The sequence below is a fragment of the Bradyrhizobium sp. SZCCHNR1098 genome, from assembly GCF_032489375.1.
Taxonomy (GTDB): domain Bacteria; phylum Pseudomonadota; class Alphaproteobacteria; order Rhizobiales; family Xanthobacteraceae; genus Bradyrhizobium.
On the sequence record NZ_JAUEXY010000001.1, the window covers coordinates 451,806 to 470,050 of the forward strand.

Annotated in this window: 18 protein-coding genes; 13 read left to right on the top strand and 5 right to left on the bottom strand. The window is 66.3% G+C overall.

Annotated features, from left to right (window positions below):
- The first annotated feature begins 26 nt into the window (after positions 1-26).
- The 3 genes from rph to hemW are packed head-to-tail and all read left to right on the top strand — an operon-like array spanning position 27 to position 2,525.
- Complete coding sequence (rph, locus tag QX135_RS02040) at positions 27-740, top strand: ribonuclease PH (protein ID WP_315740394.1); 714 nt, start codon at positions 27-29, stop codon at positions 738-740.
- Entirely contained in the window at positions 737-1,381 is a 645-nt protein-coding gene (rdgB, locus tag QX135_RS02045; protein WP_316180719.1) for an RdgB/HAM1 family non-canonical purine NTP pyrophosphatase, read from the top strand. Before rph ends, rdgB begins: the two co-directional genes overlap by 4 nt.
- Positions 1,368-2,525, top strand: coding sequence for a radical SAM family heme chaperone HemW (gene hemW / locus QX135_RS02050; RefSeq protein WP_316180717.1), 1,158 nt, complete (start codon positions 1,368-1,370; stop codon positions 2,523-2,525). Before rdgB ends, hemW begins: the two co-directional genes overlap by 14 nt.
- A 13-nt stretch (positions 2,526-2,538) precedes the next feature.
- On the opposite strand, the gene QX135_RS02055 is transcribed toward hemW, so the two are convergent.
- Complete coding sequence (locus tag QX135_RS02055) at positions 2,539-3,747, bottom strand: penicillin-binding protein activator (RefSeq protein WP_315740397.1); 1,209 nt, start codon at positions 3,745-3,747, stop codon at positions 2,539-2,541.
- A 304-nt stretch (positions 3,748-4,051) separates the two neighbouring features.
- Here QX135_RS02055 and rsmI point away from each other — a divergent pair, with 304 nt between their 5' ends.
- The 4 genes from rsmI to QX135_RS02075 all read left to right on the top strand — a co-directional run bounded on the left by rsmI (position 4,052) and on the right by QX135_RS02075 (position 7,317).
- Positions 4,052-5,011, top strand: a complete 960-nt coding sequence (gene rsmI, locus QX135_RS02060) for a 16S rRNA (cytidine(1402)-2'-O)-methyltransferase (protein WP_316233916.1) — start codon at positions 4,052-4,054, stop codon at positions 5,009-5,011.
- A complete protein-coding gene (locus QX135_RS02065; protein WP_315778149.1) occupies positions 4,998-5,408 on the top strand; it encodes a YraN family protein in 411 nt (136 codons plus the stop codon). Before rsmI ends, QX135_RS02065 begins: the two co-directional genes overlap by 14 nt.
- Positions 5,409-5,441: 33 nt before the next feature.
- On the top strand, positions 5,442-6,383 hold the full coding sequence (gene gshB / locus QX135_RS02070) for a glutathione synthase (RefSeq protein WP_315813465.1): 942 nt from the start codon (positions 5,442-5,444) through the stop codon (positions 6,381-6,383).
- 115 nt (positions 6,384-6,498) lie between these two features.
- Complete coding sequence (locus QX135_RS02075) at positions 6,499-7,317, top strand: exodeoxyribonuclease III (RefSeq protein WP_316233917.1); 819 nt, start codon at positions 6,499-6,501, stop codon at positions 7,315-7,317.
- 33 nt (positions 7,318-7,350) lie between these two features.
- Here the strand turns inward: QX135_RS02075 and QX135_RS02080 are convergent, their stop codons facing one another.
- Positions 7,351-7,794: a cyclic nucleotide-binding domain-containing protein gene (locus QX135_RS02080; RefSeq protein ID WP_315740402.1), complete on the bottom strand. Its 444-nt coding sequence runs from the start codon at positions 7,792-7,794 to the stop codon at positions 7,351-7,353.
- 66 nt (positions 7,795-7,860) lie between these two features.
- A complete protein-coding gene (locus QX135_RS02085; protein WP_315716813.1) occupies positions 7,861-8,547 on the bottom strand; it encodes a response regulator transcription factor in 687 nt (228 codons plus the stop codon).
- Positions 8,548-8,821: 274 nt separating this feature from the next.
- Between QX135_RS02085 and QX135_RS02090 the strand changes: the two genes are divergently transcribed.
- Together QX135_RS02090 and QX135_RS02095 are read left to right on the top strand one after the other, a co-directional pair.
- On the top strand, positions 8,822-9,343 hold the full coding sequence (locus QX135_RS02090) for a L,D-transpeptidase (protein ID WP_316233918.1): 522 nt from the start codon (positions 8,822-8,824) through the stop codon (positions 9,341-9,343).
- A gap of 20 nt (positions 9,344-9,363) precedes the next feature.
- On the top strand, positions 9,364-10,149 hold the full coding sequence (locus QX135_RS02095; protein ID WP_315813463.1) for a fumarylacetoacetate hydrolase family protein: 786 nt from the start codon (positions 9,364-9,366) through the stop codon (positions 10,147-10,149).
- A 25-nt stretch (positions 10,150-10,174) separates the two neighbouring features.
- On the opposite strand, the gene QX135_RS02100 is transcribed toward QX135_RS02095, so the two are convergent.
- A complete protein-coding gene (locus tag QX135_RS02100) occupies positions 10,175-10,858 on the bottom strand; it encodes a YggS family pyridoxal phosphate-dependent enzyme (RefSeq protein WP_315759092.1) in 684 nt (227 codons plus the stop codon).
- 112 nt (positions 10,859-10,970) lie between these two features.
- On the opposite strand from QX135_RS02100, the gene QX135_RS02105 reads away from it, so the two are divergent.
- A complete protein-coding gene (locus QX135_RS02105; protein WP_315740406.1) occupies positions 10,971-12,668 on the top strand; it encodes a diguanylate cyclase domain-containing protein in 1,698 nt (565 codons plus the stop codon).
- Between the two features lie 23 nt (positions 12,669-12,691).
- Here QX135_RS02105 and QX135_RS02110 read toward each other — a convergent pair whose 3' ends face one another.
- On the bottom strand, positions 12,692-13,678 hold the full coding sequence (locus QX135_RS02110) for a GGDEF domain-containing protein (RefSeq protein ID WP_315740505.1): 987 nt from the start codon (positions 13,676-13,678) through the stop codon (positions 12,692-12,694).
- A gap of 324 nt (positions 13,679-14,002) precedes the next feature.
- On the opposite strand from QX135_RS02110, the gene leuS reads away from it, so the two are divergent.
- Genes leuS through holA form a run of 3 tightly spaced genes read left to right on the top strand, consistent with a single transcriptional unit; the run spans position 14,003 to position 18,212 of the window.
- A complete protein-coding gene (gene leuS, locus QX135_RS02115) occupies positions 14,003-16,627 on the top strand; it encodes a leucine--tRNA ligase (RefSeq protein WP_316180706.1) in 2,625 nt (874 codons plus the stop codon).
- Complete coding sequence (lptE, locus tag QX135_RS02120) at positions 16,614-17,165, top strand: LPS assembly lipoprotein LptE (protein WP_315740408.1); 552 nt, start codon at positions 16,614-16,616, stop codon at positions 17,163-17,165. Before leuS ends, lptE begins: the two co-directional genes overlap by 14 nt.
- An 18-nt stretch (positions 17,166-17,183) precedes the next feature.
- On the top strand, positions 17,184-18,212 hold the full coding sequence (holA, locus tag QX135_RS02125; RefSeq protein ID WP_316163693.1) for a DNA polymerase III subunit delta: 1,029 nt from the start codon (positions 17,184-17,186) through the stop codon (positions 18,210-18,212).
- Positions 18,213-18,245 lie beyond the last annotated feature (33 nt).

Sequence of the window (18,245 nt, forward strand, 5' to 3'; positions counted from 1 at the left end):
TTTCGCGCGCTTTCACGGAGAGAATCATGCGGCCGAGCCGCCGTGCACCGGATGAACTGCGGGCCGTGAGCCTGGAACGCGGCGTCGTCAAATACGCCGAGGGCTCCTGCCTGGTGAAGTTCGGCGACACCCATGTGCTGGTCACCGCCACGCTGGAAGACCGGCTGCCGCCCTGGCTCAAGGGCCAGGGGCGCGGCTGGATCACGGCCGAATACGGCATGCTGCCGCGCGCCACGCTGGAACGGACCCGGCGCGAGGCCTCCGCCGGCAAGCAGACCGGTCGCACCGTCGAGATCCAGCGTCTGATCGGCCGCTCGCTGCGCACCGCGATCGACCTGGAAGCGCTCGGCGAGCGCCAGATCACGGTCGATTGCGACGTGCTGCAGGCCGACGGCGGCACGCGCACGGCGTCGATCACCGGCGCCTGGGTGGCGCTGGCCGACTGCATCAAGTGGATGAAGTCGCGCAACATGATCAAGACCGAGGTGCTGCGCACCAACGTCGCCGCGATCTCGTGCGGCATCTACAACGGCACACCGGTGCTGGATCTCGACTACGCCGAGGATTCCGAGGCGGAGACCGACGCCAATTTCGTCATGACCGGCGACGGCCGCATCATCGAGGTGCAGGGCACGGCGGAGAAGACGCCGTTCACCGAGGCCGAGCTCCTGGCGCTGATGGCACTGGCCCGCAAGGGCGTGGCGCGACTGGTCGACCTGCAGAAGATGGCGGTCGCGTGAGTAGCGGTCATCGCAAGCTCACGGGGCGCCTCGTCATCGCGACCCACAATCCCGGCAAGCTTGCCGAGATGCGCGAGCTGCTCGCCCCCCATGGCGTCGAGGCGGTGTCGGCCGGCGATCTCGGCCTGGACGAGCCGGACGAGACCGGCGAGACCTTCCAGGCCAACGCCCGCATCAAGGCGGTCGCCGCGGCCAAGGCCGCGCAGCTTCCTGCCTTTGCCGACGATTCCGGCATCGTGGTTCATGCGCTCGATGGGGCGCCCGGGATCTATTCGGCGCGCTGGGCCGGACCGGACAAGGATTTCACCGGCGCGATGACGCGCATCGAGCGCCTACTGCAGGAGCGGGGCGCGAGGAGTGCCGACAAGCGCACCGCCCATTTCGTCTCGGCGCTGTGCGTGGCGTGGCCGGACGGTCATGTCGAGGAGGTCAAGGCGCGGGTCGACGGCACCCTGGTCTGGCCGCCGCGCGGCACGGCGGGCTTCGGCTACGACCCGATGTTCCTGCCCGAGGGCCACGACCGGACCTTCGGCGAGATGACCAGCATCGAGAAGCATGGCCTGCCGCCGCTCGGGCTCGGCCTGTCGCACCGGGCGCGCGCCTTCGTGAAGCTCGCGGAGATCTGCCTTGACCAACGCTGACAGCGAAGCGTTCGGCGTCTATGTGCACTGGCCGTTCTGCCTGTCGAAATGTCCGTATTGCGACTTCAACAGCCATGTCCGGCATGCCGCCATCGATCAGGACCGCTTCGCCCGCGCCTTTGCGCAGGAGATCGCGACCACGGCCGCCCGCATCGGGCCGCGCACCGTCACGTCGATTTTTCTCGGCGGCGGCACACCGTCGCTGATGCAGCCGCAGACGGTCGGCGCCATTCTCGACGCGATCGGCCGCCACTGGCACGTCGCTGGCGATGTCGAGGTGTCGCTCGAAGCCAATCCGACCAGCGTCGAGGCGACACGCTTTGCCGGCTATCGCGCCGCCGGCGTCAACCGGGTCTCGCTCGGCGTCCAGGCGATGGACGATGCGTCGCTCAAGATGCTGGGACGCCTGCACACCGCCGAGGAGGCGATGAAGGCGGTGGCGATCGCGCGCAATGCGTTCGAGCGTTATTCGTTCGATCTGATCTACGCCCGGCCCGACCAGACGCCGGCGATGTGGACCGAGGAGCTGACGCGCGCGATCGGTGAGGCGGCTGAGCACCTGTCGCTGTATCAACTGACGATCGAGGAAGGCACGCCGTTCTTCGGCCTGCACGCCGCAGGCAAGCTGAAGACGCCGGATGAAGGCCTGGCCCGGACCTTATACGACGTCACGCAGGAGATCTGTGGCCGTCACGGACTGCCGGCCTATGAGATCTCCAATCATGCCCGCCCGGGCGCGGAGTGCCGGCACAATCTGATCTATTGGCGCGGCCACGAATATGCCGGCATCGGCCCCGGCGCCCATGGTCGTCTCGACATCGGCGGCATCAGGCATGCGACCGCGACCGACAAGCGGCCGGAGGCCTGGCTGATGCGGGTGGAGTCCAACGGTCATGGTGTGATGACCGACGACGAGCTCAACCGCGAGGAGCGCGCCGACGAATTCCTGCTGATGGGGCTGCGTTTGGCCGAAGGCATCGACCCCAGGCGGTATGCCGCGATCTCCGGCCGTGCGCTCGATCCGCGCCGCATCGCGCTGCTGCGCGAGGAGGGCGCCATCGCGGTCGATCCGGATGGACGGCTGCGCGTGACTCAGGATGGCTTTCCGGTGCTCGACGCGGTCGTCGCCGATCTCGCCGCCTGAAGGATGCTGCGACTCACGTCGCGCTGAAGCTCTTCGGCGCGCCGGCGACCGTCTGTCCGCCACCCGAACCGACGCGCATCACGGCAAGCCCGCGCTCATTGGTGCCGTCGCTGCGGAACCGGAACAGCCCATCGATGCCGGCAAAGCCCGATGCATTGGTCAGGACATCGGGCGCGAAGCGCTGGTTGCCCTGGGTGCGCGCCAACGCGGCCACGAGCGCCACCGCATCGTAGGCGAGGGTTGCCGTGCGCACGGGATCGCCGCCGAACCGCGTCCGGTAGCGACCGGCGAAGGCGCGGAAGCCGGAGGGATCCGGCGCAGCATAGAGGCCACCCTGCAAGCTGGCGCTGGCATAGACGCGCGGATTGTCCCACAGCCCCGTGCCGAGCAACTGAATGTTGCGCAGATTGGCGCCGGCAGCGGTCAGCGCATCGGCCGTCGCCGCGACCGATTCGCCGTCGTCGGCCAGCAGCAGCGCATCGGCACCGCCGAGCGCCTGCGCCACCGTGCGCGCAGGCCCGGCGCGGTCGCTGGAATATTTCTCGAACGCAACGATGCGTCCGCCGCGGCGGCTGACCGCGGTCTTGAACGCACCCTCGACGACGGTTCCATAGGCATTGTCGGGCAGCAGCGCCGCGAACGAGCGTTTGCCGACGCTGGCGGAATATTCGACGATGCGGCTGGCGTCGGACTCCGGCAGGAAGCTGAGCAGATAGACGCCGCGCCCAGCCACGCTCGAATCGGTCGAGAAGGCGATGACCGAGATGTTGCGCGCGCGCGCCACCTGGGCGGTCGCCGGTACCGAGCCCGCGAACAGCGGGCCGAGAATGATCTCGGCGCCTTCATCGCAGGCCTGTTGCGCACCCTGCTGCGCCCCTTGCGGGCTGCCGGCGTCGTCCTTGATCAGGAGCTGGATGTTGGGGTTCTGAAACTCGGCGAGCGCCATCTCGGCCGCGTTCTTCATCGATTGCGCAGCCACGCCGGCATTGCCCGACGCCGACAGCGGCAGAATCAGCCCGACCTTGACCTGGCCGTTACCGGCAACCGCCGGCTGCTGCGGCGGTCCCGCCGGCGCCGTCGGCTGCTCGAACGGATTGAAGCCCTGCTGGACGTTGGAGCACGCCGACAGCAGCGGCGCGCCGACGATCAGGCCCAGCGCCGTTCGCCGGGCGACCCCATGGGGTCCCGGACCGAGAGAGTTGGGATGACGCGGGCCCACCATGGCATCTCTTCGTTCGGCCAAGACCGGCCAGAAGTTCCCCAAACGCACGTCCGCCAAGCCGTGCTGATTCACTCATATTGTCGACGAATAGTTAAGCAAAACAAAAGGCTGTCACCGCCATAGAGCCGATCAATTCGACGTTTTGCACGGCCTATCCCCTGCTCGTACACATCCCCATTGACGTGCAGTTTCGGACTTGAAGGTTCGATGAACGGCCACGCGCCCAATGCCGATCGGAACTTCAAAATTGCTGCGCGGCTGTTCCCCTGTGGCAATCCCGCGGCATGCCCTTTAAATTACCCCGATGGGCGCGAAGGCAATCCCCAAGACGTCGCTAGACGACGGCAAATCTTCCACCACGTCGACCTACCTGGTGGCGGGTCAAATCGTCGTGGCGCCCAAGGCACGGCCTGGATTGCATCTGGTGGCAACGCCGATCGGCAATCTCGGCGACATCACGCTGCGTGCACTGGAAACCCTCGCCGGCGCCGACATCATCTTCTGCGAGGACACGCGAATCACGCGGCGCCTGACCGAGCGCTACGGCCTGGGCGCGGAACTCGCAGCCTATCATGAGCACAATGCCGAAGCGGTCAGGCCGCGGATCCTGCAACGTCTGGCCCAAGGCGCAGCCATCGCGCTGGTGTCGGACGCCGGCACGCCGCTGATCTCCGACCCCGGCTACAAGCTGGTGCGCGAGGCCTGTGAGGCCGGACACGCCGTCACCGCACTGCCGGGACCTTCCGCCGTGCTCGCGGCGCTGAGCGTGGCGGCGTTGCCGACCGACCGCTTCTTCTTCGAGGGATTCCTGCCGGCCAAGCAGCAGGCGCGGCGCACGCGGCTGTCCGAGCTCGCGCGGATCGAGGCGACGCTGGTTCTGTTCGAGGCGGGCAGCCGGGTGCAGGAGACGCTGGCCGATCTCGCCGATGCCATGGCTGGGCGTCAGGCCGCGATCTGCCGCGAGCTCACCAAGCTGCACGAAGAGGTGCTGCGCGGAGCAATCGGCGATCTCGCTGCACGGGCCGGCGATCTCGAAACGCGCGGCGAATTCGTGCTGGTGATCGGTCCACCGCCGCGCGATGCCGAGGTGCTGACCCAGGACGCGCTGGACGCCGTGCTCAGGGATCTGTTGCAGCGATCGAGCGTCAAGGACGCCGTGATGCATGCCGTCGAGCTGTCGCGCCGGCCGCGACGCGAGGTGTATGCGCGCGCGCTCGAGCTCTCGAAGGGCGCGCGGTCGGGGGAGGCCGATGGCGAAGACTGAGCGTGCCTCCCCAGACAAGCCGGCGAAGACGGCGGCACCCGAGCGCGTCGCCGCCTTCCGCACCGGATTGTCGGCGGAAGCCCGTGCCGCAGCGCTGCTGATCGCCAAGGGCTACCGCATCCTCGCCAGACGCTTCCGCACGCCCCATGGCGAGATCGACATCATAGTGCGCAAGCGCAGCCTGGTCGCCTTCGTCGAGGTCAAGGCGCGCGCCTCGCTCGACGATGCGGCCTATGCCGTGACGCCTCGCCAGCAGCAGCGCATCATCGATGCCGCCCAGGCCTGGCTGATGGCTCATCCGGACCATGCCGAATTCGAGCTGCGCTTCGATGCGATTCTGGTTGCGCCGCGCAGCCTGCCGCGCCATCTGATGGCGGCCTTCGACGCCAGCACCTGACATGAACTGACTGCAGAGAGCAGGGACCTGCCCATGAAACTGAATGTCGCCGTCCAGATGGATCCGATCGCGCGCATCAACATCCGCGGCGACTCGACCTTTGCGATGCTGCTCGAAGCACAGCGGCGCGGACATGGCCTGTGCTACTACACGCCGGACAAGCTGTCGCTGCGCGGCGAGGAGCTGTACGCGCCGGTGCAGGCGCTGACCGTGCGCGACCAGGTCGGCGACCACTTCACGCTCGGCGAGCCCAAGCCGACGGCGCTGACCTCGTTCGACGTCGTGCTGCTGCGCCAGGATCCGCCGTTCGATCTCGCCTACATCACCTCGACGCATTTCCTCGAGCGCATCCATCCGAAGACGCTCGTGATCAACGATCCCGCCAGCGTGCGCAACGCGCCGGAAAAGCTGTTCGTGATGAACTTCCCGCAATTGATGCCGCCGACCTTGATCTCGCGCGATCTCGACGAGATCAACGCCTTCCGCGATCAGCACGGCGCTGTCGTGATGAAGCCGCTGCATGGCCATGGCGGCGCGGCAGTGTTCCGCGTCATGCCGCAGGACATGAATTTCGGCTCGCTGTTCGACATGTTCTCGGTGACGTTCAAGGAGCCCTGGGTGATTCAGCGCTTCCTCCCCGAGGTGAAGCATGGCGACAAGCGCATCATCCTGGTCGACGGCGAGTTCGCCGGCGCCGTCAACCGCGTGCCGGCGGCGGACGATCTGCGCTCCAACATGGTGCGCGGCGGCGCTGCGCAGGCCACCGATCTCAGCGCCCGTGAGCGCGAGATCTGCGACACGCTGGGTCCTGAATTGCGCGCGCGCGGCCTGCTGCTGGTCGGCATCGACGTCATCGATGGCAACCTCACCGAGATCAACGTGACGTCGCCGACCGGCATCCGCGCGATCTCGCGGCTCGGGGGCCCCGACATCGCCGCCCGCGTATGGGACGTCATCGAGAGCAAACGGCGCTGATCAGGCACCGTCCCACATGGCTGGGGATAAGGCCAGCCAACGCGGTCATTCCGATGCGTCAGAAGCGGAGTGGAATCGCCGACATCGACGCATTTCATGATATGACGCGGGTCTCATGCGTCTCGTCCTGACCACCTGGAACATCAATTCGGTGCGCCTGCGCATCGACCTCGTCGCCAAGCTCATCAAGCAGGTCAGGCCCGATGTGCTGTGTCTGCAGGAGACCAAGTGCATCGACGACGCTTTCCCGTTGAAGCGTTTCAAGCGGCTCGGCTATGAGCATGTCGCGCTGAATGGGCAGAAGGGCTATCACGGCGTCGCCGTGATCTCGAAATGGCCGTTCGAGGAGACCAACGTCCGCACCTTCTGCGACAAGGTGGATTCGCGCCACATCACGGTGGCGTTCGGCGAGAAGGCGCAGCTCGCGCAGCCGCTGGTGCTGCACAATTTCTACGTGCCCGCAGGCGGCGACATTCCCGACCCCGCGCTCAACCCGAAATTCGAGCACAAGCTGCAATTCCTCGACGAGATGAAGGCGTGCGAGCCGCTGCATCCGCGCGGCGACGACCGGCACATCCTGGTCGGCGATCTCAACGTCGCGCCGCATGAATACGATGTCTGGTCGCACAAGCAGCTCCTGAAGGTGGTGTCGCACACGCCGATCGAATGCGAGAAGCTGTTGGCGGCGCAGACCCATGGCGAATGGGTCGACGTCGCCCGCGAGCGCATCCCGATGTCGGAGAAGGTCTACACTTGGTGGAGCTACCGTGCCGCCGACTGGACCGTCGGTGATCGCGGCCGAAGGCTCGACCACATCTGGGTGTCACGTGCACTGAAGGACCGGGTCAGCGACTTCAGGATCCTGCGCGACGCCCGCAGCTGGGAGCGGCCGTCGGATCATGTGCCGGTCACGGTGACGCTGGACGTGTCGTAGCGAAAGCGAAGCTGACCCGCCCGGTCACGAAGATCACGACGTCAGCTTGGTCCCGGCCGCCATGATGTCATTGGCGATTCGGCTGGCGCGGTGGGCGAACTCGTCGCGCAGCCGGCGCGCAGCCATGGCGTCGCTCTCGAGCACACGCTGAAACAGGCTGCGCGAAATCCGCACCACGGTCGAATATTCCAGGGCCGTCGCGGTCGCCGGGCGCCGCATCTCGACCAGCAGCGCCAGCTCGCCGATCAGCATGGTCGGCGTGGCGACGATCTCGGCACCGACCTCGTCGCTGATGCGCAATGACCCGCGCTGGACGACATAGCCGCAATCGGCGGTGTCACCCTCGCGGAACAGGGTCTCGCCGCTCTGGATGTTACGCTGCTCGGAGCCGATGGCGATCATGCGAAGTGAGTCGCTTCCCAGCAGGCGCAATGTTGGGACGCGCTCCAGCAGCGCAATATCGTCTTCGATCGACATCAAGGGCCCGGGGAAGGCGGAATGGAACCAATATCATAAATGGCGAAACCGCCATCCCCGAACCTATCACGGTACCAACTTGTAGCCACCGGCCTCCGTCACCAGAATCTCTGGATTCGCGGCATCTTTCTCGATCTTCTGCCGCAGACGGTAAATGTGCGTTTCCAGCGTGTGGGTGGTGACGCCGGAATTGTAGCCCCAGACCTCCTGGAGCAGGGTCTCGCGTGACACCGGCTGCTGGCCGGCGCGGTACAGGAAGCGCAGGATCGCCGTTTCCTTCTCCGTCAGGCGGACCTTGCGGGCGTTGGCGCCCGTCAGCATCTTCGAGCCCGGCCGGAAGCTGTAGGGGCCGACCGAGAACACCGCGTCCTCGCTGGCCTCGTGCTGGCGAAGCTGGGCGCGGATGCGGGCCAGCAGCACGGCGAAGCGGAAGGGCTTGGCGACATAGTCGTTGGCGCCGGATTCGAGCCCGAGAATCGTATCGGAATCGGTATCGTGCCCGGTCAGCATGATGATCGGCGCCTTGAAGCCGCCCTTGCGCAGGGACCGCACCACTTCGCGGCCATCGGTGTCGGGCAGGCCAACGTCCATCAGAACCAGGTCGGGTGAATTGGCCTTTGCGGCGGTGGCGCCTTTGGCACCGGTATCGACGGCCTGGGCTTCGAACTCGTCATGCAGCGAGAGCTGCTCCATCAGGGCATCGCGCAGATCGGTGTCGTCATCCACGATCAGGATCTTGCGGGCATTGGCCATTGTACAATCCTCTAGGTGGCGCCGGCGGGATCGGATGGGTGGCGCCGTCAAACGGTGGGCAAACAGGCTCATCAGCCCTGTTCCGTCTTGAAGTAGGGGGCTGTTACCGATTCACAAGCGCCCGGACTCTACTTCAGAATTGAGCAGGGATTGAGATGATTGTCCTGTTCGACCCTCGCGGCGGACCATTTGCCGACATTAAGGCAATTACCGGGCAATCCATGGCAATGAAAAGGCACGTTGTTTCATGTCGTTATCGAAGGTAAAGCTTGGCATGCCAGCATCGCGGATCTCGATTCGCACCAAAGCCGGGTCGCGGCAGCGCGGCTGGCTCCATGTCTGGGGCCAGGTCATCCCGGTGGCGCTCGGCCGCGGCGGCATCCTGGCCAACAAGCGCGAAGGCGATGGGGGTACGCCACGAGGCGTGTTCCGGCCGCGGCGGCTGTGGTGGCGGGCCGACCGTCACCCGCGCCCGCACACGGTCCTGCCGGTTCGGCCGATCGGTCCGGAGGATGCCTGGTGCGAGGACCCGGCCGACCGGCATTACAATCAGGCGATCCGGCTGCGCGGCGACCGGCCCGGAGACCGGCTGGCGCGCCAGGACCATCTGTACGATTTCATCATCGAGATCGACCACAACACGCGGCCGCGGATCGCGGGCCGCGGCAGTGCCGTATTCCTGCATCTGGCGCGGCCGAACTTCGGCCCGACCGCAGGCTGCGTGGCCATGACCCGCCCAGCGATGCTGCGTCTGTTGCAAAGGATCGGCCCGCGGACCAGGATCGTCATCCAATAACAAGAGAAGGGGAGGACGGCATGCGCGCACCGGATCAGCCAGCCAGCGCCGCGGGCCTTCTGCGTCAGCATTGGAACGAAGGCCGGAAGCTGGCAGCGCTGCCGCCGGAGCTGCGTCCAAGGGACCGCGCCGAGGGCTATGCCATCCAGGCCGAGCTCGAGCGCCACTCGCCCAAGCCACTATTTGGCTGGAAAATTGCGGCGACCAGCGAGGCCGGCCAGCGCCATATCAATGTCGCCGGTCCGATGGCCGGGCGGATCCTGGCCGAGACGGTGTTGCCGGCGGGTGGCACCGCAGCGATGGCCGGTAACGCGATGCGGGTCGCGGAGCCGGAGTTCGCGTTCCGCCTGGGAGCGGACCTGCTGCCGCGGCCGACACCCTATGATGTCGCAGAGGTGCTGGCCGCGGTCGACACGCTGCATCCCGCGATCGAGATCCCGGATTCGCGGTTCGCCGACTTCGTCAGCGCCGGCGAGGCGCAACTGATCGCCGACAATGCCTGCGCGCATCTGTTCGTGCTGGGCGAGGCCACCACCGCCGACTGGCGCAGCCGCGACCTGATCGCGGAGCGGCCGCGCATCGCGCTGCGTGGCGAGACCTTCATCGGCCACGGCCGCAACGTGCTTGGTGATCCGCTGATAGCGCTGGCCTGGCTGGTCAACGAGCTCAGCGCGCTTGGCGTGCCCGCGCGGGCAGGGCAGGTGGTCACGACCGGCACCTGTCATGCGCCGCTGCCGATCGGCAGCGGGGACCACATGGAGGCCGATTTCGGCGATCTGGGGCAGGTATCGGTGCGGTTCGAGTAGGGGCCGGCCGTGATTGCGCCCCCCTTCAGCGATGCCCGAAGATCGCCGAGCCAACACGGACATGCGTGGCGCCGAACTGGATGGCGGTGGCGAAGTCGGCGCTCATGCCCATCGACAGATGCGCAAGGCCATTGCGGGCGGCGATCTTGGCGGTCAGCGCGAAATGCGGACCGGGCGCATCCTCTACCGGCGGAATGCACATCAGCCCTGAAATCGCGAGCCCGTAGTCCTTGCGGCAGGCGGCGATGAAGGCGTCGGCGTCGCCGGGTGCGATTCCCGCCTTCTGCGGTTCCTCGCCGGTATTGATCTGGACGAATAGCTGCGGATGCCGGCCCTGGGCGGAAATCTCCTTGGCGAGCGCCGCGCACAGGCTTGGCCGGTCCACCGAGTGGATGGCCTCGAACAGCGCCACCGCCTCCTTGGCCTTGTTGGATTGTAGCGGCCCGATCAGGTGCAGTGCGAGTCCCGGATGCGCGGCCATCAGTGGCGGCCACTTGGCTTTGGCTTCCTGAACGCGATTTTCACCGAACACGCGCTGTCCGGCCGCGATCACCGGCTCGATTGCCTCGGCATCGAAGGTCTTCGACACGGCGATCAGCGTGACCGAGGCGCGATCGCGCTCGGCATCGCGGCAGGCGCGCAGAATCTCCTGCTCGACGGCGGCGAGCGCAGACGGCGAGGACGGGGATGAGGCGTTCAATTCAGGCACGATGGCGTCCGTCGGTCGGTAGATTTGCGGGTTTGGCTGCAATTTTACAGAGTTCGAGAAAGGGTTCTTGAGCCCTTCTCCTTACCCTGCACGGTCGGGGTAGGGGAAAGAAATGCCAAGCATCCGCTTCAATCGCAATAGAGTGAAGCTGAACCGGCTGATGGGGATCCGCGCCCGGCTGGCGCTGCTCGCCCTGATCCTGGTGGCGCCGCTGATGCTGGAACGCGCGCGCTCCCTGGAAAGCGCCAGGACGAGGCAGATCGCGCTCGCATCGGAGGAATTCTTCGGCCTCGCCCGGCAAAGCGCCGACATGCAGCGCGAGGTCATCATGTCGGTGGAGACGGTGCTGAAGTCGACCGCCTATGTCCGGGCGTCGAGCACCGGCGTGAGCCGCAGTTGCGACATGATGCGCGCCAGCCTGCCGGCGACCCTGCCCTGGATCCGCACCCTGATGATCGCCGGCCGCGACGGCCGCATCCAGTGCTCGACCAACAACCAATATGTCGGGCTCGATTTCAGCGACCGGCCGTATTTCCGTGGCGCCCAGGAATCACGCGATTTCGTGTTCAGCGACTACCTGCTGTCGAAACCGTCGCACGTGCCGATCGTCATGGCCGCCTATCCGGTCGGCGCCATCACCGGCGAGCCGGACGCGGTGATGCTGGCGAGCGTGAACCTGGAATGGATGTCCAAGATCATGAACAATCTTGGCGGCCGCCCCGGCATCACGGCGGTGCTGGTCGACAGCGAAGGAACCGTGCTGGCAGCGCCCGTCGACCGCACCGAGCTGATCGGCCGGCCGCTCGACAGCGTGCCGTTGTTGTCGGCCGTTGCCGAGACCGCGCTGAGTTCGGGGAAGCCGACCGAGACGATGGGCTTCACGGCGGCGGATGGATCCAAGCGCGCGATCACCTTCACCCGGATCGCCGACACCGGATCGCGGCTGATCGTCAGCATCGATGAGACCCGCGTCACCGCCGCCATCGACCGCGAGATCCGCAACGCCTATCTGCAGGCCGGCCTCGTGTGCCTGATCGTGCTGCTCGGCGCGCTGATCGCCGCCGAGAAGCTGATCGTGAAGCCCGTCAGCATGCTCGCCGCGACCGCCAAGCGCTTCGGCCATGGCCACTGGTCGGCGCGCGTCACCACCAAGCATCTGCCGTCGGAGTTCGTGCCGCTGGCAAAGTCCTTCAATGCGATGGCCGCCAAGCTTGGCCAGCGCGAGCGCGAGCTGGTCGCCGCGAATGACCGGCTGACGGTGATGGCGTCGATCGACATGCTCTCAGGCCTCGCCAACCGCCGCGGCTTCCAGAACCGCATCGACGTCGAATGGAGCCGCGCGCAGCAGGCCGGCACCGAGCTGTCGCTGCTGATGATCGATGTCGACCACTTCAAGCTCTACAACGACACCTATGGTCACCCCGAGGGTGACGCCTGCCTGTCACGTCTCGGCGAGACGCTGTCGCAGATCGCCGGCGCGATGACGGCGTTCGCCGGCCGCTATGGCGGTGAGGAGTTCTGCCTGTTGTTGCCGGGCATGGGTGCCAGAGAGGCGCTCGCGATCGGCGAGCAGGTGCGCGCCGCGGTGCTGGAGCTCGAGCTGCCGCATGCGACCTCGGCGCATCAATGCGTCACCGTGAGCGTCGGCGTCGCCTCGACGCGGCCGAACGAATCGCTGATGCCCTCCGACCTGATCGAAGCCGCCGACGCCGCGCTCTATGCGGCCAAGCATCGCGGCCGCAACACGGTGGTTGCACATGGCTTCGCGGATTTCGCTGACGACAGGAGCGGCGTGGTGCGCGCCGGATAGGGCGCTGCGGCCGCGGCCCGCAATCAGCCGACCGCGAGCTTGCGGTCGAGCTCGAGCTCGGTGACGACGCGGTTGCGACCGAGCTTCTTGGCGAGATACAGCGCACGGTCGCAACGGTCGATGAGATCAGCCATCGATTCGCCGAACTGGAACTGGCCGACGCCGATCGACACCGTGATCTGCGGCAACACCTCGCCGGTCGAGCGACGCGTGAACTGACAGTCGGCGATGGTGCGTCGGATCCGCTCCGCGATGACAGTGCAACCTTCGAGGTCGGTCTGCGGCAGCACCGCGATCAGTTCCTCGCCGCCATAGCGCGCCGGAAGATCGTTGTCGCGGACGCGCTCGCGCAAGGCTTTGGCGACAAGGCGAAGCACCTGATCGCCGACGCCATGGCCGTAATTGTCGTTGAACTTCTTGAAGTGGTCGACGTCGATCAGGAGAATGCTGAGCGGCTCGTCGCGCTCCATCGCCTCGATCTGCGCGTGGCGGAAGAACTCTTCGAGCGCGCGGCGGTTCGGCAATCCGGTCAGCGTGTCGGTGCGCGCGCGCTGCTCGGACTTGTTGAGCGAGTCCCTGATGGTGTCGAGCTCGCGTGACTTTTCGGCAAAGCTCACTTCGAGTTTCGCAGCACGCGCGGTCGCCTGGGCGAGCTCGCTGACCAGGTTCTCGATCAGGATCTTCGGATCGACGCCCTGCTCGCTGCGTTCGGCAACGCCATCGATCGCCGCCATGTGCGTGCGGTTGTCGGCGATCGCGGCGGTCAGATAACTTTTGGCGGAGTCCATCACGCCATGCAACTGCTGCGAGACTTTGTGGACGACGGCCGCTTCCGTACCCTGCTGGCCGATGTACGTGTCGAACAGCGCCTGGTTGGTGGTCTTGTCGAACTTGCGCTTGTTGCTGACCAGGATGTCGACGGCGCGCTTGAGGTCCGACGCCGAGCCCAGGGAGTACTTGAACCACAGATGGAAGTTGTTAGGCGTCGGTGGCACGCGCTGTTGAGCCATGGATTTCATGGCCTTTTCCGCGACCGTCGTCGCGTACTCGAAGTCAAGCTCGTCGAACGTAGCGCCGGACACGATGTGGAGTGACCCCAGATGCGGGCGGATGCCTGGATGTATGCACTCAGTCTCCCATTCAAGTCTTAACCGTGCCTCAATCGGACCTTCGACACTGCCGGCAGAGCCCGCAAAAAAACTCACGATTACCGTCGCTTAGCAGATGCCCAAAATGGTATCATCATCTGTCGCCCCATTGACCGGGCTGCCGCTTTTGTGGCCTAGTCCGCCGTCTTCAAACGACGCGAATCCTCGAAAATTATAAGCGATTCCATGACATCCGAACGCTACAACGCCCGTGAAGCCGAGCCGCGCTGGCAGCGCCAGTGGGACGAGAAGGCGATCTTCGCCACGAAGAACGACGATCCGCGTCCGAAATACTACGTGCTCGAGATGTTTCCCTATCCGTCGGGACGCATCCATATCGGCCACGTCCGTAATTATACGCTCGGCGACGTGCTGGCCCGCTTCATGCGCGCCAAGGGTTTCAACGTCCTGCACCCGATGGGCTGGGATGCGTTCGGCCTGCCGGCGGAGAACGCCGCGATCGAGCGCAAGGTGGCGCCGAAGGCGTGGACCTACGACAACATCGCCGCGATGAAGAAGCAGCTGCGCTCGATCGGGCTGTCGCTCGACTGGGCGCGCGAGTTCGCGACCTGCGATCCGTCCTACTACAAGCACCAGCAGAAGATGTTCCTCGACTTCATGCAGGCGGGGCTGGTCGAGCGCGAGAAGCGCAAGGTGAACTGGGATCCGGTCGACATGACCGTGCTCGCCAACGAGCAGGTCATCGACGGTCGCGGCTGGCGCTCCGGTGCGGTGGTCGAACAGCGTGAGATGAACCAGTGGGTGTTCAAGATCACGAAGTACTCGCAGGAGCTGCTGGACGCGCTCGATGGTCTCGACCGCTGGCCCGACAAGGTGCGGCTGATGCAGCGCAACTGGATCGGCCGTTCGGAAGGCCTGCTGATCCGTTTTGCGCTGGATCCGGCGACGACGCCTGCGGGCGAGACCGAATTGAAGATCTTCACGACCCGGCCGGACACGCTGTTCGGCGCCAAGTTCATGGCGATCTCGGCCGACCATCCGCTGGCCCAGGCCGCGGCGGCGAAGAACCCGGAGCTCGCCGCGTTCATCGCCGAGATCAAGCGGATCGGCACCGCGCAGGAGGCGATCGACACCGCGGAGAAGCAGGGCTTCGACACCGGCATCCGCGCCGTGCACCCGTTCGATCCGAGCTGGACCTTGCCGGTCTATGTCGCCAATTTCGTGCTGATGGAGTACGGCACCGGCGCCATCTTCGGCTGCCCGGCGCATGACCAGCGCGACCTCGACTTCGTCAACAAATACGGCCTCGGCAATGTCCCGGTGGTCTGCCCCGAGGGCCAGGACCCAGCGAGCTTCGTCATCACCGACACCGCGTTCGACGGCGACGGCCGCCTGATCAATTCGCGCTTCCTCGACGGCATGACGATCGCGCAGGCCAAGGACGAGGTCGCCAGGCGGCTCGAGAGCGAGCCGCGCGGCGGCGCGCCGGTCGGCGAGCGCCAGGTCAATTTCCGCCTGCGCGACTGGGGCATCTCGCGCCAGCGCTATTGGGGCTGCCCGATCCCGGTGATCCACTGCCCCAAATGCGATGTGGTGCCGGTGCCGGCGCAGGACCTGCCCGTCGTGCTGCCGGACGACGTCACCTTCGACAAGCCCGGCAATGCGCTCGACCACCACCCGAGCTGGAGGAACGTCACCTGCCCGAACTGCGGAGCCAAGGCGACCCGCGAAACCGACACCATGGACACCTTCGTCGATTCGTCCTGGTACTTCGCGCGCTTCACCGATCCGTGGAACGAGGCCTCGCCGACGACGCCTGCCGTCGCCAACCGGATGATGCCGGTCGACCAGTATATCGGCGGCGTCGAGCACGCGATCCTGCATCTGCTCTACAGCCGGTTCTTCACGCGCGCGATGAAGGCCACCGGCCACGTCGCCATGGACGAGCCGTTCGCCGGCATGTTCACGCAGGGCATGGTGGTCCACGAGACCTACCAGAAGGCCGATGGCACCTACGTCAATCCGGCCGAGGTCAAGATCGAGGTCGGCGGCAACGGCCGCCGCGCGGTGCTGGCCGCCACCGGCGAGGACATCACGATCGGCCCGATCGAGAAGATGTCGAAATCGAAGAAGAACACCGTCGACCCCGACGACATCATCGAGAGCTACGGCGCCGACGTCGCGCGCTGGTTCATGCTGTCGGACTCGCCGCCGGACCGCGACGTGATCTGGAGCGACGAGCGGGTGCAGGGCGCGGCGCGCTTCGTCCAGCGGCTGTGGCGGCTGGTCAACGAATCGGTCGCAGCAAGCCAGGAGGCCCCCTCCTCCCGTCCCTCCGACTTCGGCGCAGACGCGCTGGCGCTGCGCAAGGCCGCGCATGGCGCTCTCGACAAGGTGACCGGCGGCATCGAGCGGCTGCATTTCAACGTCTGCCTGGCGCACATCCGCGAATTCGCCAACGCGCTGGCCGAGGTGCTGGGCCGGCCGACGACGCCGGCGCCGGACCTGGCCTGGGCGATTCGCGAGGCCGCTGGCATCCTGGTGCAGCTGATCTCGCCGATGATGCCGCATCTGGCCGAGGAATGCTGGCAGGTGCTGGGCCAGACTGGCCTGATCTCGGAGGCCTCCTGGCCGCAAATCGAACGCGATTTGCTGGTTGAGGACAGCATGACCCTGGTCGTCCAGGTCAACGGCAAGAAGCGCGGAGAAGTCACAGTCGCCAGCAACGCGCAGAATCCGGAAATTGAGTCTGCCGTTTTGGCCCTCGATGCAGTAAAACTAGCGCTGGACGGCAAGGCCGTTCGCAAGGTGATCATTGTTCCCAAGAGGATCGTGAATGTCGTCGGCTAGGTTTCGGATCGCTGCACGCCTCGTTGCCGTGGCCGCCTTGGCCGGGCTGACGGCCGGCTGCTTCCAGCCGATGTACGCGGAGCACGCCGACGGCACCCCTGCCCTGCGCGACAAGCTGATGGGCATCGAGCTGCCGCCGGTCGACAAGCCGAACGCCTCCCCCGAGGCGCGCATTGGCGTCGGTATCCGCAACGCGCTCGCATTCAAGCTCTACGGCACCGCGACCGGCACGGCCCCGACCCACAAGCTGGTGCTGCGGTTGCAGACCAGCCGGTCCTCGCTGATCGTCTCGCAGACGACCGGCCTGCCGACCACCGAGAATGTCGGCGTCGACGTACAGTACAATCTGGTCGAGCTGGCGACCAACAAGTCGGTCATGACCGGTACGACCTTCGCGCGTACCTCCTACGACATCCCCGGCTCATACCAGCGCTTCGCCCGCCAGCGCGCCTTCCGTGATGCCGAGGATCGCGCCTCCGAGGAAGTCGCCGAGAAGATCAAGACGCGGCTCGCGGCCTATTTCACCGCCGGCACCTGACGCACGGCTGACATCGCCGTGGTCGCGCTGCGCGGACGAGACATCGATGCCTTCCTGGCCAAACCGGACGCCGCCCGGCCGCTGATCCTGTTGTACGGCCCGGATACGGGCCTGGTCCGCGAGCGCGCCGAGGCCCTTATCGCGTCGGCCGTCGACAACCCCGATGATCCCTTCTCCGTGGTCAGGCTCGACGGTGACGAGCTCTCCGCGGAACCGTCGCGCCTCGTCGACGAAGCCATGACGGTGCCGCTGTTCGGCGGCCGGCGGGCCATCCGGGTGCGCGCCGGCTCGCGCAATTTCGCCAGCGGCGTCGAGACGCTCTGCGAGATGAATGTACGGGACTGCCGCATCGTCATCGAGGCCGGCGACATCCGCCCCGATTCGCCACTGCGCAAGATTTGCGAGAAGGCCAAAACGGCGGTCGCGATCGGCTGCTACCCGGACACCGAGCGCGATCTCGCCAAGCTGATCGACGACGAATTGCGCATCGCGGCCCTGCGCATCGCGCCCGACGCTCGCGCCTCGCTGATGGCCCTGCTGGGCGGCGACCGCCAGGCCTCGCGCAACGAGCTGCGCAAGCTGACCTTGTTCGCCCATGGCGAGGGCGAGGTGACGCTCGACCATGTGATGGCGGTGGTCGCCGATGCCTCGGAGATGAAGCTCGACCCGATCGTCGACGGCGCCTTCGGCGGCAAGCCCGAAATGGTCGAGACCGAGTTCGGCAAGGCCATGATCGCCGGCACCTATCCCGGTGTCATCATCTCCGCTGCGCAGCGACATGCGGCATGGCTGCACAAATCGGCCCTTGCCGTCGCATCCGGCACGCCCGTGTCGGCCATTCTCGAAGGCGGTTTTCCGCGGCTGCATTTCTCACGAAAGCCGAGCGCCGAGACGGCGCTGCGCAATTTCTCTCCGGCGCGGCTGCTGCCGATCATCGATCAGCTCGCCACCGCCGCCCTCGACATGCGCAAGCAGCCGGGCCTCGCCGCAGCCATCGCGCAGCGAACGCTGCTGTCGATCGCGGTGAACGCGCGGCGCAAGGGATGAGTGGGCCTGCGGCCTTGCTCCAATCTCCGACGT

Excerpts from the sequence above, each read along its gene's own strand:
- QX135_RS02095 (WP_315813463.1), top strand. The coding sequence starts at position 9,364 with ATGCGCGCACCGGATCAGCCAGCCAGCGCCGCGGGCCTTCTGCGTCAG.
- QX135_RS02065 (WP_315778149.1), top strand. The coding sequence starts at position 4,998 with ATGGCGAAGACTGAGCGTGCCTCCCCAGACAAGCCGGCGAAGACGGCG.
- QX135_RS02080 (WP_315740402.1), bottom strand. The coding sequence starts at position 7,794 with ATGTCGATCGAAGACGATATTGCGCTGCTGGAGCGCGTCCCAACATTG.
- lptE (WP_315740408.1), top strand. The coding sequence starts at position 16,614 with ATGTCGTCGGCTAGGTTTCGGATCGCTGCACGCCTCGTTGCCGTGGCC.
- QX135_RS02055 (WP_315740397.1), bottom strand. The coding sequence starts at position 3,747 with ATGGTGGGCCCGCGTCATCCCAACTCTCTCGGTCCGGGACCCCATGGG.
- gshB (WP_315813465.1), top strand. The coding sequence starts at position 5,442 with ATGAAACTGAATGTCGCCGTCCAGATGGATCCGATCGCGCGCATCAAC.
- QX135_RS02105 (WP_315740406.1), top strand. The coding sequence starts at position 10,971 with ATGCCAAGCATCCGCTTCAATCGCAATAGAGTGAAGCTGAACCGGCTG.
- QX135_RS02090 (WP_316233918.1), top strand. The coding sequence starts at position 8,822 with ATGCCAGCATCGCGGATCTCGATTCGCACCAAAGCCGGGTCGCGGCAG.
- rsmI (WP_316233916.1), top strand. The coding sequence starts at position 4,052 with ATGGGCGCGAAGGCAATCCCCAAGACGTCGCTAGACGACGGCAAATCT.
- QX135_RS02085 (WP_315716813.1), bottom strand. The coding sequence starts at position 8,547 with ATGGCCAATGCCCGCAAGATCCTGATCGTGGATGACGACACCGATCTG.
- QX135_RS02110 (WP_315740505.1), bottom strand. The coding sequence starts at position 13,678 with ATGGCTCAACAGCGCGTGCCACCGACGCCTAACAACTTCCATCTGTGG.
- rph (WP_315740394.1), top strand. The coding sequence starts at position 27 with ATGCGGCCGAGCCGCCGTGCACCGGATGAACTGCGGGCCGTGAGCCTG.
- leuS (WP_316180706.1), top strand. The coding sequence starts at position 14,003 with ATGACATCCGAACGCTACAACGCCCGTGAAGCCGAGCCGCGCTGGCAG.
- QX135_RS02075 (WP_316233917.1), top strand. The coding sequence starts at position 6,499 with ATGCGTCTCGTCCTGACCACCTGGAACATCAATTCGGTGCGCCTGCGC.